Raw genomic sequence first — 17,411 nt, forward strand, 5'->3', positions numbered from 1 at the left:
TTTTATCGATAATTCATTGTATTCCTTTTTGAATTAAAGCTAATCATACCATTTAATTATGTTGAAAGTTGAGAAGAAAGGTACTACAGCCAAATACATTATACTGGCTAGCTATAAAATGTAACAGTAATGATCTTTGTTTGATTATGTGATTTATATTGAAAATTACAAATGAATTGGGTTACCCATTTATGGGTACTCACAATTGCTTATTTGTATGTATAACATTGGGTTTTGTTATTTTAAAAAGTACTGAAAATCCTCTTTAAGTAAAGCGACCAATCTTATCGTTTATAGAGAAGCCTCACCATATTTAAGGTGAGGCTTTCTAAAAGAAATATGTATGTAATTTTTAATTCGTACCCAGATAGATATAACCATTGAACGGTTCTAAAATGGTACCGGTATTCTTATCTGTTGCAGTAATAATGTAATAATAAGTACCTGTAGGTAACATTCCAGATTGCCCGAAAGAACCGTCTGGAGACTCACCGCCCCAATCGTTTTGGTAATCTTTAACTTCGGCAATTTTAGTTCCCCAACGGTTAAATATCATTACATCAAAACTAAAGGCACAATACTCCACTCCTGTAATTTCAAAGAAGTCGTTAACACCATCTCCATTTGCTGTAACCGCTTTAGAAATTTCAATATCACCTCTGCCACATGGTACACATTCCGTATCAACTATAACAGTAAAGTCGACATAGTATTTACAAGTACCTTCAGTAGAACTGTAGGCAATTTTGTATTCACCTGGCTCGTGGTCCATAGGGTCAAAGTAATTTCCTTCTAAAACTACATCGCCTTCCAAGATCATGAATGTACCATTGCTGTCAAAATCTTCTGGCAGATAGTTCAATAAATCTATAGGCTCCTCTTCAATACAGATATTGATCGTTATCTCTTGTAATTGAGGTTGTAGCACAAAAACGATCTGTTCAAAATCAGCAGTGTTTCCACAAGAATCGGTAACGTTCCAAGTTCTAATGATCATGTAATCATCAGAATCATCAGCTTGTTGCGTTTCTTCATTATAAATCACATCAAAGTCTCCACAGCCACCTGTAAAGCTCATCTCTGGCGCTTCAGGAATATCATCACCACAAATTATGGTTATCTCTTCTTCATAAGGTTGGCTCATTATAGGACCTGTTGGCTCTACTGTAATAACCTGGGTATGTTCTACCATATTACCTGCGCAATCGGTAGCCGTCCATGTTCTGGTAACCGTATACCCTAAAGCACAGTTTTCGTCATTGGTAATCGTTTCTTCAAAGACCACATCAATATTAGGCTCACAAGAGTCCGTAGCGGTAAGTGTAGATGCATCTGGCACCATATTACACTCAACGGTCATATCTTGAGGTAGCGTTTCATTGAAGGTCGGTGCGACAGTATCTTCGATTGTAATTGCCTGTGTATGTGTACGCACGTTACCGACACAATCCGTAATGGTCCATGTTCTGGTAATAGTATACTCGGTAGCACACTCGTCATCTTGACCTTCAACTAACTCGGTATAATCTACCGTGATAGCACAATCGCTATCGGAATTAATTACAAAAGCATCAGGTATTTCATCACAAGCTTCAATTGTAATATCTGTTGGCCAGCCCTCGTTACCGTCATTATCGATTATGGTAACGGTAGCGATATTATCGGGCAATATACCCACGATCGGACTTGAAATGTTCTCAAGAATTACATTGAACGTTTCAGGATCTTCAATGATGATATCATCAATAATAGGAATTACAATAGTTTGCGTATTCGGGTTTGTACCACCAAATGTCAATGTCTGCGTATTACGAGGAACACCGGTATAATCCATTCCATCTACAGTAGATCCATCAATAGTATAATATTCAACAGTAAATTCATCTTGCACATCTGCATTAAGCACAACATTTAAGGTTACCGTACCTGCATCTTCGTTCACCGTAACGGAAGTAGTGTCGAATTGTACACCATACAATGATGGGTCGGCATCGTTATCTAAAATATTTACCGTAGCCGTATCATTTGTAAGAATGCCAACAATCGGTGACGAGATATCTTCAAGTATAATATTGAAGTTTTCAGTAAATTCAATTAACTCATCGTCTGTAATAGGAATTACGATGGTCTGTGTATTACTATTTGTACCGCCAAATGTTAATGTCTGCGTATCTTGAGGAACACCGGTGTAATCACTACCGTCTGTAGTAGTTACGTCTACAGTATAGTATTCTACCGTAAACTCATCTTGAACATCTGCATTGAGCACAACATCAATAGAAACGGTACCCGCATCTTCGTTTACATTTATTGAAGTAATATCGAACTCTACACCATACAAAGTTGGGTCGGCATCGTTATCTGTTATAGTACCCGTAGCCGTATCATCAATCATATTAACAAGTGGATGAGATATAGCACCTAGCGTAATGGTAAGGTCTTCACTAAATTCTATAAGCTCATCATCAACTATGGTAATCGCTACATTCTGTGTATCTGAATCAGTTGTACCTGCAAGGAATGTTACATTACCAGAGGCAATAACAACAGTGTAATCATCAGGAGAAATCGCCGAACCATCGGTTACGGTAAAGTCGACCGTAAATTCATCTTGAACGGCAGGACCTGTGTACGATATTACAAAATTAGTTATACCGCCAAAAATATCTTCGGCTACCGTAAAATCAGCAACAGAAATACCTTCATTCGCGTCTGGCAAGTCGTTATCCGTAATAGTACCAACGGCGCTATCATCAATCATATTTACCAACGAATGAGATATGGCACCCAACGTAATATTCAAATCTTCGCTGAATTCCAATACAGGGTCATCTATAATGGTCACTTCTACAACTTGTGTGTCATTATTAGTTGTGCCCGCAGGGAATGTTACATTACCAGAAGCAATAACAACTGTGTAATCATCAGGAGAAATAGCAGAACCATCAGTTACCGTAAAGTCTACGGTAAATTCATCCTGTATGGTTAATCCTGTATAAGTAATCACAAAATTAGCTATACCGCCAATGATATTTTCGGTAACGGTAAAGTCGGCCACGGAAATACCTTCGCTAGCATCTGATGTATCATCATTTAAAATAATACCGGTTGCAGTATTGGTCGTATTACCATCTACAAAACCAGTCACGAAACCATTATCAGTAGTTAAGTTCGAAAGAACAACTGTAAAGTCCTCATCGGCTTCAATGATCGTTTCTTCGGTAACTTCAATAGTAATCGTCTGTGAGCTTGTGGTATCTGTAAAATCTAATGTACCATTTACCGGGGTAAAGTCGGCTGCATCTGCAGAACCAACGTTGGTAGTATATTCTACGGTTACCGTTTCACCTGCAGGAATAACACCTGTATAGGTTACTTCAAAAGTGATTTCAGTAGCATCTGCAGCAACATCACCTTCCTGTTCAGAAACGGTAAGTTGTGTAAATGAAACCCCGTCGCCCGGTAGTGCATTATCATCATTAAGTATAATACCCGTCGCAGTATTCGTAGTGTTGCCATCAACAAAACCTGTAACAAAACCATTATCGGTAGTCAGATTTGAAAGTACCACGGTAAAGTTCTCATCAGCTTCAATAACGGTTTCTTCAGTGATATCAACAGTTAGAGTCTGTGATTTTACGTTCTCTGTAAAAGTAACCGTACCATTTACCGGAGTAAAATCGGCATTATCTGCAGAACCTAAGTTGGTGGTATATTCTACGGTTACCGTTTCACCTGCAGGAATAACACCTGTATAGGTTACTTCAAAAGTGATTTCAGTAGCATCGGCAGTTGTATCGCCTTCTAGTTCAGAAACGGTAAGTTGCGTAAACTCGACTCCATCACCAGGTAATGCATTATCATCATTTAAAATAACACCGGTTGCAGTATTGGTCGTATTACCATCTACAAAACCAGTCACGAAACCATTATCGGTAGTTAAGTTCGAAAGAACAACTGTGAAGTCCTCATCGGCTTCAATGATCGTTTCTTCGGTAACTTCAATAGTAATCGTCTGTGAGCTTGTGGTATCTGTAAAGTCTACCGTACCATTTATAGGTGTAAAGTCGGCAGCATCAGCAGAACCTACATTGGTAGTATATTCTACCGTTACGGTTTCACCTGCAGGAATAACACCTGTATAGGTTACTTCAAAAGTGATTTCAGTAGCATCGGCAGTTGTATCACCTTCCTGTTCAGAAACGGTAAGTTGTGTAAATGAAACCCCGTCGCCCGGTAGAGCATTATCATCATTAAGTATAATACCCGTCGCAGTATTGGTGGTGTCACCATCTACAAAACCTGTAACAAAACCATTATCGGTAGTTATATTAGAAAGTACCACCGTAAAGTCTTCGTCGGCTTCAATAATCGTTTCTTCGTTAACTTCAATAGTAATTGTCTGTGAGCTAACGGTATCAGTAAAATCTAGTGTACCATTTACCGGAGTAAAGTCTGCCAAATCTGCAGAGCCTATATTGGTGTTGTATTCTACCGTTACGGTTTCACCTGCAGGAATAACGCCTGTGTAGGTTACCTCAAAAGTAATTTCGGTAGCATCTGCGGCAACATCACCTTCCTGTTCTGAAACGGTAAGTTGTGTAAATGAAATACCATCACCTGGTAGTGAATTATCATCGTTAAGAATGATTCCTACCGCAGTGTTCGTAGTGTCGCCATCTATAAAACCTGTAACAAAACCATTGTCAGTAGTAAGGTTCGAAAGTACAACGGTAAAGTTCTCATCAGCTTCAATAACGGTTTCTTCAGTGATATCAACAGTTATAGTCTGTGATTTTACGTTCTCTGTAAAAGTAACCGTACCATTTACCGGAGTAAAATCGGCATTATCTGCAGAACCAACGTTGGTAGTATATTCTACCGTTACGGTTTCACCTGCAGGAATAACACCTGTATAGGTTACCTCAAAAGTAATTTCAGTAGCATCTGCAGTTGTATCACCTTCAAGTTCAGAAACAGTAAGCTGGGTGAAAGAAACCCCATCGCCTGGCTGTGCATTATCATCGTTAATAATTACACCAGTAGCAGTATTTGTAGGATTGCCATCTACGAAACCGGTAACAAAGCCATTATCGGTAGTAATGTTAGAAAGTACCACTGTAAAGTCTTCATCAGCTTCAATAACGGTTTCTTCCGTTACCTCAACTGTAATTGTCTGAGAGTTTACGGTATCTGTAAAGTCTACCGTACCATTTATAGGTGTAAAGTCCGCAGCATCAGCAGATCCTACATTGGTCGTATATTCAACTGTTACGGTTTCCCCTGCAGGTATAGCTCCTGTATAGGTTACTTCAAAATTGATTTCGGTAGCATCGGCAGCCGTATTACCTTCTAATTCGGAAACATCAACTTGTGTAAACGAAACCCCGTCGCCCGGTAGTGCATTATCATCGTTTAGAATGATACCTGTAGCTGTATTTGAGGTGTCTCCGTCAACAAAACCAGTAACAAAACCGTTAGCGGTAGTTAGGTTAGAGAGAACCACAGAGAAATCTTCATCGGCTTCAATAAAGGTATCTTCGGTCACCTCAATAGTAATTGTCTGTGAGCTTGTGGTATCTGTAAAATCTAGTGTACCATTTACCGGAGTAAAGTCGGCAGCATCTGCAGAACCTATATTGGTAATATATTCTACCGTTACGGTCTCTCCAGCGGGTATAACCCCTGTATACGTTACTTCAAATACTATTTCGGTTGCATCTGCAGCGCTATCGCCTTCTAGTTCAGAAACAGTAAGTTGTGTAAACGCTACCCCGTCTCCAGGTTGTGCATTGTCATCATTAAGAATAACACCCGTAGCAAAACCATCTACAATACTTATCAATGAAGTAGAAATGCCGGTCAAAGTTATTGTTAAGTCTTCATTAGGCTCGATTAAATTATCATTTATGATAGTCACCTGAACCTCTTGTGTATTTGTGGTTGCAGTACCTGCAGGGAATGTTACGTTCCCTGAAGCCACAACAACGGTATAGTCATCCCCTTCAATTGCCGTACCTTCGGTTACGGTAAAGTCTACCGTAAATTCATCTTGTACAGTAGGGCCGGTGTAGGTAATTACGAAATCTGTAGTTCCACCTGCAACGTCTTCCAATACGCTGAAATCTGCCACAGCAATACCCTCACCGACATTTGGAGCATCGTCATCATTAATGATGCCATTTGCCGTTGCGTTATTAATTGGCACAAGCGGATTGGTAGTACTGTTAAGTGTAACCGTATATGCTTCTTGTGGCTCTAGTATATCATCGTTTAAGATGGTTACTGCTATCTGTTTTACTTCATTGTCGTTTCCGTCAAAAGAAATAGTTCCATTTGTAATGGCATTGAAATCTGAGGCGGTTGCACTATCAAAAGCGGTAGAGAAATCCACATCAAAACCAGCGGCGAAATCACCACTTAGGGTTACGTCAAAAATAGCTGTAACTCCAGGTCCCTCTGTAACTATTACATCTGTCTGAACTATAGATATACCTGTAGTTCCTGGTATGTTATCATTATCTGTAATACTGATCGTACCTTGGTCGTCATTGATGTTTACCAGACTGTTAGAGAAGTTAGAAAGATCTACAAATAAACTTTCTAAGTTTTCTATGATGTCGTCATCTTCTATTGGAACTGTGATTGGTAGTATTTCCGTATCGCTAGTTCCGGTAAAGTTTAAGGTTCCGGATGTTGTTTGGTAATCGCCAGGTTCTATTGCAGAGTCATTGTTGGTAGTGTAATCTAAGCTTATTCCTCCTTGCACTTTTCCTGTTAGCATCACATTTATAGTTGCCGTACCATCTGCTTCACTAACAATAATATCATCATTCTGAAATGAAATACCAGTACCGGCTAAGTTATCATCATCATTAATGGTACCTGTAGCAGTGTTTGTAGATTGTTGATCTACAAAGCCAACTCCAATATTTGATTGTACATTTGATAGTGTTAATTCAAAAACTTCCGTATTCTCTATAAAGGTGTCATCTATTATAGGTACATCAATATCAATTGAGCTTGTGTTTTCATCAAAGCTGATTGTACCTACGGTTTCTGTATAGTCATCAGGATTATCCGCAGAATCATCTGCAGTAGCGTAATCAACAGTTACGGTTTCACCTGGTGCAATAGTACCGGTGAAAGTAACGGTGAATCTGGCAAATGTATCTGTGCCTTCTGTAACTATGACGTTATTATCAGCAAAAGAAATACCTGTGCCGGCAATATTATCATTGTCGATAATTGTTCCGGTAGCAGTGTTTGTTGTTTGCTCGTCTAAGAACCCAACATTGATATTAGATTGAATGTTAGACAATGTAATGGTGAAATCTTCTGATGGTTCAATAATAGTATCATCGAAAATCGGAACATCTATGTTCAAGGAATTTGTTGTACTGTTAAATGAAACCATACCCGTAGAAGAGGTATAATCACCTGGTTCTATGGCAGAATCATCATCAGTATTATAGTCCACGGTAACTGTTTGATCTGGTGCGATATTACCAGTAAAAGTTACCGTAAATCTTGCGAAACTATTAGTGCCTTCAGTAACAATAACTGGGTTATTGGCAAAAGAAACACCTGTGCTGCCGGGCACGTTATCATTATCGGTAATACTAATAATTCCCTCGTTATCATTAATAGTAGGCGTATTGGTACCAGCAGTAAGGCGAACAAAGAATTGCTCTGTAGTCTCTATAATATCATCATCATTGATGGTAATGGTTACTTCTCTTATCTCATTATTTGTACCGGCAAACGAAACTGAACTACTAATTGAAACGTAGTCATCGGTTTCTATGGCAGAATCATCTGCGGTAGCGTAGTTTACGGTGAATCCGCCAGAAACCGTACCTGTATTGGTGATTTCGAGTATTGCCGTACCAGCATCTTCATTAACGATAATATCGGATATTTGAATTCCTATCGGGTTACCATTTTCACTTACGTAAATATATTGTGTATGACTTGTACTGTTGCCGGCACAATCATTAGTAGTCCATGTTCTAATAATTGTATAATCAGTACTTGTATTATCACCATCAAAAGTTTCAGAAAATGTAACCGTAGAATTAGAATCACAGTTGTCATTAGCAGAAAGTACAGGTGCCACAGGAATGTTATCATGAGCAGCGTAAGAATCTTGCGGTAATGACTCGTTAAAAGTCGGAGCTTCATCGTCTTCTATGGTAATAACCTGCGTGTAAGTCTCACTTACTCTACCACAAGCATCTGTAAACGTCCATGTGTTGGTATATGTGCCTTCTGTTGGGCAAGCACCAGATTGTACGAAAGAACCCGCTATTTTATCTAAAGTGAAATTACAAGAAGCTGCAGATGGCGCTAGAGAGTTTGCGTTGTTAAGAGCTGCTATATTATCACAGGAAATTGTTCTGTCTAAAGCATTAGGCGCTGTAGACCAGTTTACTTGTGCAGGTTGTTCAACATCTATAATGGTAGGTGTATGTGTACCGATACCACAAGAATCTGTAGAAGAAGAACTATTGGTAGTAATTGGATCGCCATTAATAACACCACTATATGTGGCAGTAGCTTGTAGTTCAAAACTTGCAGTACATGCAGTTTCAAGGAAATAGCAAGCTTCAATAATTTCTATATTAAAATCAAGGTCGTAGTTATCGCCCATATCGGTTAAACCGTTTTGAGCTGTAAATGTCAATGTTTTAGTTACAGGATCATAAGAATGTGTAATTCCTGTTGGTAAGGTGCCTACACTAGAGAAATTAGCCTCAGCCGGTAAAACCGTGGTGATTTCAAGATCTTGAATGTCATCATTACCAATATTTGTAACGTTTAAAGTTAATGGCACAATATCACCTGCGTTTGATGGTCCTGTGGTATTCGCAGTTAAACTCAAAGCACCTAGACTTGGCTTATATACATCTACGCTTAGCCCCATTAAATACAGACCGTATGATTCTTGATCTGTAGTAATTTTAAAACGGGCAAAAGTTTGGTCGTTATCTATATATCTATTTGTAGTATTGGTTAAAGGAAAGACAGTAGCATCAAAACCTAAGGTGTTGGTACTTGCGGCATTTCTATCCGTATAATCGAATCCGTCAATAGTAATACGGCTATTGAAGAAATTATCTTCATCTCTTAGCGTAGTCGATAGTTTAGACCAGTTATTAGAGGTATCATATATCAATAGTTGGTCACCAGTAAGGTCACGGTCCCCTTCTAAAGCACCTAGCATTACATCGGCATTGATAATACCGCTAGGAATAGTTTCAAAACCACTAAAGTTAAATTCAGTTTCACCTGCACCGTTAGATGCAAAAGTGTGAACGTAACCATCATATAGTGTAATGTTTTTTGGATCTAAAGAAACATTTTCATAAACGAACACTATTTGCCAGCCACCAGATGTACCGGTAATGTTTGCAATACCGTGCGAACGTAAATCCATTTCCGTTGCTTTTACGTTACCTACTTGGTAAGAACCAAAAGGAGTAGATAGTGCATTGATATCATCTGTAATATCTTTTATACAAACGTATGGGTCATTTTGAAAATGATCATTACGGCCTCTGTAAATTACCTCATCGGCAGAAACAGTTGAATAAGAAGATTGTCCGGGTAGCATTAATTTTACTTGGTCATAGTTCCAAGAAGGTTCAGTTGCACCACCACCAGTAGTACCATCATATTCTTTATCTGCCGCGGCCCAATATAAGTAAGCCTTCTTAATATTTAAACAACTTAAGCTAGGCTCTGGGTTGGCTAAATTTGCACTTGTAGAATTAAAAGTGGTTGGGTCAGAATCTATATCTACAAATACATTATCGTTAAAATCATGGTTACCGGCTTCTCCATTGTAGTTTCCGGTAGAATTTCTTGATAATACATTATTGGCGATCATGGTAAAATCTCCATTAATACTACCAGAATAGCGAATTTCGAAATCCTTTTTAAGGTTGGTGTCGTTTACGAATATGTTGACTACAGCTTCATCTTCAGATCCATTTGAATCTACTATTTTATATCTGAAAGAGTCATTACCATTAAATGAAGCACTCGGTTGATATTCAAAATAATCGTCTGTAAAATCGCCAGGAGTTCCATTATCCCTTAACGTTACCGTTCCGTTAATAGGGTTGTTGACCACTTGTAAAGGATTGGTTGCTGCAGGACCATCAAAACCATAATCATCATTGTCCAATACCGTAATATTAGCGGATGCTTGATTTTGGAAAACTACAAACGAATCATCAACTGCGGTAGGTAAATGGTCAATATCCCTAATGGTACCAATACCTGTAGGGTTGGTTGCGGTAATTATACTTGGTGAAATTGAGGTTATGGTAAGCCTTAAAGTTTCATCTCCCTCAATTATTGCATCTTGAATTATAGTTACAGGAACTTGTATGGTATCTGTTGCCGCACCTGTAAAGTTAAGTGTACCGGTATAGGTAGCCGAATAATCACTGCCTGCTGTAGTGGTATTATCGGTTATTTCGTAAGTGGCGGTAAAACCACCATTTACAGGGTCACCTGAGTAGATAACATCAAAATTGGTAGTAGTACTAATTTCATCTTCAGAAAAACCGGTTACTTCAATTGTACCCGTATCATCATTTGTAATAGTACCTATGGCTTCATCATTAGTAATACTTATTTTTGAGGATACTGATGGGTCAGCGTCATTATGCGGATTAGAAATAACAATTCGCAAATTTTCATTATCTTCAATGAAATCATCACCTACTACATTAATTTGAACCGTACGTACCTCGGTATCAACACCGGTAAAACTTAATTCTCCTGTAGTTAAAGGGGCCGTGTTCAATGTATAATCATCGGTAACAGTAGTAGAAATATCAATTATGGCATACTCTAAGTCAAAACCACCGTTTAATCTATCGCCCGAATAGGTTACATCGAAATTAATGCCGTTCGTTTGTTCGATAATACTAAAACCGGTTACCGAAACAGCACCGCCGTCATCATCGGTAATAACCCCTCTAGCTTGGTTGTTCAATAAATTAATACCAACATTAGAACGTATCGCAACTAAGTCTACAAAGAAATCTTCTTCATTTTCAATTACATCATCACTAATGATTGGAACAACAATATTTTGTGTTTTTTGAGTATCTGTAAAAGTTAAGGTTTCGATTGTTGGGTTAGGATTGAAATCCGTAGCGTTATTTGCAGAACCATTATTTACAAAATAGTCTACTTCAATAGTTTCGCCAGTATCAATCGCACCAATGAATTCTACAATGAATGTTGCATTTACAGTACCGTTAGTATCGCCTTCTGCAACGGTAACGGTTAAATTTTGAAAATCTATCCCGCTTGTAGCAGTATTGTCATTATCGGTAATTGCACCCGTACCTGTTGGTTCTACAATGTTGATTAAAGCTGTAGATAAGTTTGAAAGCTGAATGTTCAAATCTTCCGTAGCTTCAATAAAACTATCTTCCAAAATGTCAACAGTTACAGATTGGCTGTCACCATCTTCTGTATTTGGGGCAAAAGTTAATTGTCCGTTTAATAATGTAGATGGCGTTGTGGTATAGTCCTTACCTTCAGAAGCTGTACCATCTGTAATGGCATAATCTACCGTAAATTCATCCTGAACATCTGCACCGTCATAAGTTACGGTAAATGTGGTAGTACCTACATTTTCATTTACATTAAAATCTGATACACTCAAACCAGTTGAGGTTGTTTTTATATCATTATCTATAATAGTTGCAATAGCAGTACCATCCACTAAATTAATTAGAGTTGTAGAAAGGTTGGATAATTCAACATTAAGGGTTTCATCACCCTCTATAAAAGTATCGTCTTCTACTATAAAACTCACGTCAATAACTTGCCCGTCTATTGTACCAGCAGGAAACGTAATGTTACCGGTAAGTTGTGTGTTGCCTCTATAATCATCTCCGCTTGTTGCTGTACCATCTGTAATGGCATAATCTACTGTAAATTCATCCTGAACAGTTGCACCTTCATAAGTAACTGCAAAATTGGCAGTACCTACGTTTTCATCCACATTTAAATCTGCAACGGATAAACCTGTAGCTGGCGTCTTTAAATCTTGATCTGTAATAGTGCCGACAGCATCTGGATCAACCAAATTTATTAATGGGGTAGATGAATTTGATAATTGAATAGTTAAGTTTTCATCACCTTCAATAATATCGTCTGGTAAAAGAGTTATCGCTATATTTTGAGAATTACCTTCAATTGTACCGGCAGGGAAGGCAACATTGCCTGTCATAGAAGAAACTGTGTAATCTAAATCTCTTATTGCGGAACCATTGGTTATGGTGTAATCTGCATTAAAAGCATCTTTTACATTTCCACCACTATAAGTAACTACAAAGTTAGCGGTACCAAGATCTTCGTTTATTGAAAAATCTGCAACCGATAAACCTGTTGAAGCATTAGTATCGTTGTCTTCTATAACTCCGGTTGCGTTAGCGTTTACAATAGATAAATCTGTATTTGAAATAGTGGTCAACGCTATGCTAAAGCTTTCGTCACCTTCTACAAGGGTATCATCTGTAATGGCAACGGTTAAGTAAACAATATCATTACTTTCGGTATTTGCCGGGAAGCTAATTTGTCCCGTTGCAATATTGTAGTCAGAACCATTTGTTGTACTAATATCGGTAATGACATAATCTATAGTAAAAGGGTCTTGAACAGTTGGCCCGGTATAGGTTACAGCAAAGCTTGTGGTAGGAATATCTTCTTCCACTGAAAAACCAGCAATTGAAATACCGTCACCGGCAGAAGGTGTATTTATATTTTTAATAGTTCCAATAGCGGTGTCCGTAATATCTCCTGCATTTGAAGATCCGTTGGTCATACCTAACGTAAAATTTTCATCCACTTCAATAGTGTTATCATCTAAAGCAGGTATCGCTATGCTTGTGTTTAGGGTATTGCTTGGTATTGAAAAACTGGGTAATGCCGTATAATCTGTATTTGTAGTAGAGTTGTCTACGTACGTTAAATTGAAGCTTACTACTTCATTAACGGTATGAGAAAGACTAACGGCAAAAATAAGATCGTTACCTTCATCAATTGTAGCATCTGCAATGGTAACATTTGGTCTAATAAATAAATCTACAGCATTAGAATAGGTATATGGTGTACATAGGTTTTCACTATCAAAAGCACTAAAACGATATTGATTTCCGCTTTCGGTCGTAGTAATATTGGTAAGGGTCAACGTTGTTGTGGTAGCACCAGAATATACGCCGCCGTTAGATAAAGGATTCCAAGTAGTACCATTATCAGTACTAACATCCCATTGGTAGGTTAGTGCCGTACCGTTTACAGCTGTTGTATATGTAACGGTTTCACCTAAATTAGCTACTACATCAGTAGGTTGAGAGGAGATACTAACGTTTTGAAAAGCTGTTGTTACTTTACTATCGGTACCAGTATAACCACCTTGACCGATCACTCGACCGGTAGAAGCATCAACAGTACCATCAGCAACAGATAAAGGAGAAGTACCTAAATAACCATCGTCATCTGGGTCTGTATGGCCTGCTTCTACAGCATCTGGGCAACCGTCATTATCAGAATCGGAATCTAGGCTATCGATGATCGAATCACCATCAGCATCTCCGCTACCTTCGTTAACATCGGTAATACCATCATTATCATCATCTTCATCAACTAAGTCATTAACACCATCAAAATCAGTATCCAAGTCATCATCGGTAATTGTGATACGACCTTCGCCAGCAACGAAAACGATATTCTGTGGCACATAATTGGTCATTGCATTAGCAGCTGGAGTATAAGAAGGAACTACGGTGAAAAACTCTGTAGGTTCAATAATTGCATCATCGATTATGCTAAAATTTCGAGAAAAGTTTTGAAGATTTGACCCATTAAAATTAAAAAATCCATCTGTTTCGTCATAATCCAAATCCTTTTTCGCCGAGTTTTCCGAAGTATCGTAATCAATTCTAAAATTATCTTGAACCTCACCGTTTAATGTGAATGTAATTCTAGCATTACCAACAGATTCTAATTCTGTGGTATTACTTAAATTAATGGTAGCAATATCGTTATCATGAATACGTAATGCAGAACGTTCGGTATTGATACTCACCCTAGATGGGGAAGTGCCATACTTTGTATCCTCTGCCGCATTTCTAGACTTAACTCCATTAAATTCTTCAGAAGGTTCAACTATAGTATTGTTAATTGTTGGTATTGGTATAACTATTTCAGTCCCAGCGACAGATCCAGCAGGAAAAGTAACGGTAGTGGTAAAAGAATTAAAATCAGAGCCATCTGTTGCCGGGCTCGTAGAGGTAGGGTTCGTTTCTGTAGAAAAATCAACATTATAGGCATCTTCAATACCAACATATTGTTGTCCACCAGAATTTGTACCAGTAGATAATCTTAAAACATACTGTATTTCATCACCCTCCGCAATGTCGTAATTGCCGCCTGTAACATATGCTACATCGGTATCGATTACGGTACCGGTTGCGGTATCGTCTGAAAATGAATAAGTACCGGAAGGGTCACTTAGGGTCAACGTAAATTCTTGTTGGGTATCTTCTACCCAGTCATCATTTAGAGCTTCAACTGTAAATGTTCTACTCGTACTTAATAAAAAGCCAAGGGTTACCGAAGTAGGTCCGTTATAATCTGCAGCTATTGCAGTTCCAGAAGTATAAGCTATATCAAAAGTATAGTTACCGGTAAGTGGTGTACTAGAGGTAACAGTGAAAGTCATGTCAGATCCTTCGTCAGCACTTGCATCTGAAACTGAAAAAGTTTGTGCCATTACATTTGCAGATCCAATAAAGAACCACATGACAAATAAAAACAATGTCGATTTTATGAACGTTGAATTTTTCATTATAGGTTCTTTAGGTTATTTGAAAATGTATGATTTGAGAAAACAGAATAGTCTTTCTTCAGTATAATTGTAGAAGAACTATGGTGGAAATTCAGCATATTGTAAGTACTAATATTAGAGCGGTCAGCGAAACGAACAAATTCATCTTTATTTGAAGTACAGAAAACGTGATTGAAACAAGATGAGTTATCTAATATTTCATGTATTCCGGTAGTAGAAAGTACAGGAACTGATTCTCTGTAAAGATTGATGATGTTGTTAGAAGTGTAATTTGACTTCATAATAATGGTTAAGTTTAATTCTTAAGATTAATTCTTAACCCTATCAAAAATGATTGCAAGTTGTATGCAAAACATTATTGGCTAGCAGGTTAAGAAAGATTTTAGAACAGATTTGGGATCTAATTCTATTACAAAATTAGGATCTTTCTGTTCAATAACTCAATTTTATAGTCCACACGGTGATATTCGTCGATGAACATACGTTGGCAAAATAACGTTGATACATTCTGAATATTTAATAGTTGTTGTGAAGAGGTGATAATGTGTGGTGTTTAATTTGTAAGTCATTTCTTTCATATAAGTTAAGATGCTTACACGGTTTAAAATGTAAATTTATGTAATTAATTGATATTCAATATTTTATACTTAAATATGTATATAGGAAAGTACAGAGGATCAATTAATAGTACAATTAACACTTAATTCTTAATTGTTGTAGACTGTTAAAATTGTTGTGAAAGATATATAGAATCCATGGTTTGCATTTTATCGATAAAATCAACATATTCAACTGATAAGGGATGATTTTAGACTTTAGAAAATGAGTCAAAAATGGTGTAAAACTGCTATAGGTCAATAGTAAATAAAAACACCTTTTCAGTTTATTGAAAAGGTGTTTTCTTTATATAGGCGCTCTCGCGGAATGTTCAATTTATTTACGCTTCAAAACTATAGATTAGAACGTTTTATAGTGTAAATTTTAGTTTAAATAATTATTAAAATGCATCGGGGTTTTTAATTATTTCGGCAGCTCTTTCTTGAATTTCAGCTAGTTTGTTTCCATCCATTTTATTTAAAAGGGCCATCATCATATTCATACGTTGATTGTCTTTGAAATGTTCTTTTTTATCAGACAGAAAATTCCAATACAACGAGTTGAAAGGACATGCTTTTTCACCAATTTTTTTGGTGTGGCTATAATGGCAACCACTGCAGTAATTACTCATTTTGTTAATGTAGTTAGCGCTGCTAACATATGGTTTAGTTGCAACAATACCACCATCTGCAAACTGGCTCATACCTCTAGTATTGGTGATTTCAACCCATTCAATAGCATCTATGTAAACACCTAGATACCATTTATCAACTTCATCGGGGTCTATTTGGGTCAATAAAGAAAAATTACCGATAACCATAAGGCGCTGTATATGATGAGCATAAGAGGCATCTAAACTTTGACCAATAGCTTTTTTTAAACATTTCATTTTGGTGTCACCTGTCCAAAAAAATTCAGGTAATTTATTGGTATTGTTTAATGTATTCAGTTCTTTGTATTTGGGCATTTCTTTCCAATAAATACCCCTCATATACTCTCTCCAACCTAAAATTTGCCGAACAAAACCTTCAACTTGAGATATGTTTATATCATTTGATTTATCGTAAAAATGGTCTAAGACAGTATTGATAACTTCATTTGGTGCTAATATCTTAGCATTCATTGCAAATGATAGGCGTGAGTGAAAAAGAAACTTCTCATCTGTATGCATGGCATCTTGGTAGTCACCAAAATGTGGTAGTAGTTCATTGCAGAAATAATCTAACGTACTAAAGCATTCTTGTCTTGTCACCGGCCATGGAAATTCTGAAGCATCTATATAGCCGAACGTTTCAACATTTTTATCATGCAACATTTGAACTATTTCATCTACATTTTTAGAAAACTCTTTTTCTTTAGGTATGGGTGTTTTGCCCTTCCATTTATTTCTGTTGCTCTGGTCATAGTTCCATTTACCACCTTCAGGCTGGTCATTAGTCACCAGAATACCATGTTTTTTCCGCATCATCCTATAAAAACTTTCCATAACCATTTGCTTTTTGCCGGTATAGAAATCTTTTAACTCATATCTAGTGGTATAAAAATGTTCGGTATCAAAACTATCGGTGTCTATGGTCAACGAACTGCAAATTTTTTGCAATTGTTGATCAAGTCTATATTCGTCTGGTAACTGATATTCAAATTTTTCAGCATTTGTTTCTTTGATAGTGTTCAATATTAACTGTGCTAAATCTTGAGGGTTGTTTTTATCGTTTAGTTTGTAATAGATAAATCGATGCCCTTTTTGAGAAAGGTCGTCTCTGAAACTTCGCATAGCTAAAAAGATAGCGACCACTTTTTGAATATGGTGTTTTACATAATCGGTTTCTTGTCTCATTTCAGCTATTACATAGGTAATGTCGTCATTTACGGTTGAGAACCAAGAGTGATTTTGATTTAATTGATCACCTAATATTAAGCGTACTATTTTCAT

Annotated in this window: 3 protein-coding genes; all 3 read right to left on the reverse strand. The window is 37.3% G+C overall.

The features are described 5' to 3' along the window. Positions 1 to 352 precede the first annotated feature (352 nt). The 3 genes from SJY30_RS00365 to SJY30_RS00375 all read right to left on the reverse strand — a co-directional run bounded on the left by SJY30_RS00365 (position 353) and on the right by SJY30_RS00375 (position 17,411). A complete protein-coding gene (locus SJY30_RS00365) occupies positions 353 to 14,881 on the reverse strand; it encodes a Calx-beta domain-containing protein (protein WP_396633667.1) in 14,529 nt (4,842 codons plus the stop codon). Further along, a complete protein-coding gene (locus tag SJY30_RS00370; RefSeq protein WP_396633668.1) occupies positions 14,881 to 15,162 on the reverse strand; it encodes a hypothetical protein in 282 nt (93 codons plus the stop codon). The genes SJY30_RS00365 and SJY30_RS00370 overlap by 1 nt, the downstream gene beginning before the upstream one ends. A gap of 716 nt (positions 15,163 to 15,878) precedes the next feature. Next, a complete protein-coding gene (locus SJY30_RS00375; protein ID WP_396633669.1) occupies positions 15,879 to 17,411 on the reverse strand; it encodes a cryptochrome/photolyase family protein in 1,533 nt (510 codons plus the stop codon).

Origin of the sequence: Maribacter sp. R86514 (genome assembly GCF_044597005.1) — a bacterium.
GTDB lineage: Bacteria > Bacteroidota > Bacteroidia > Flavobacteriales > Flavobacteriaceae > Maribacter.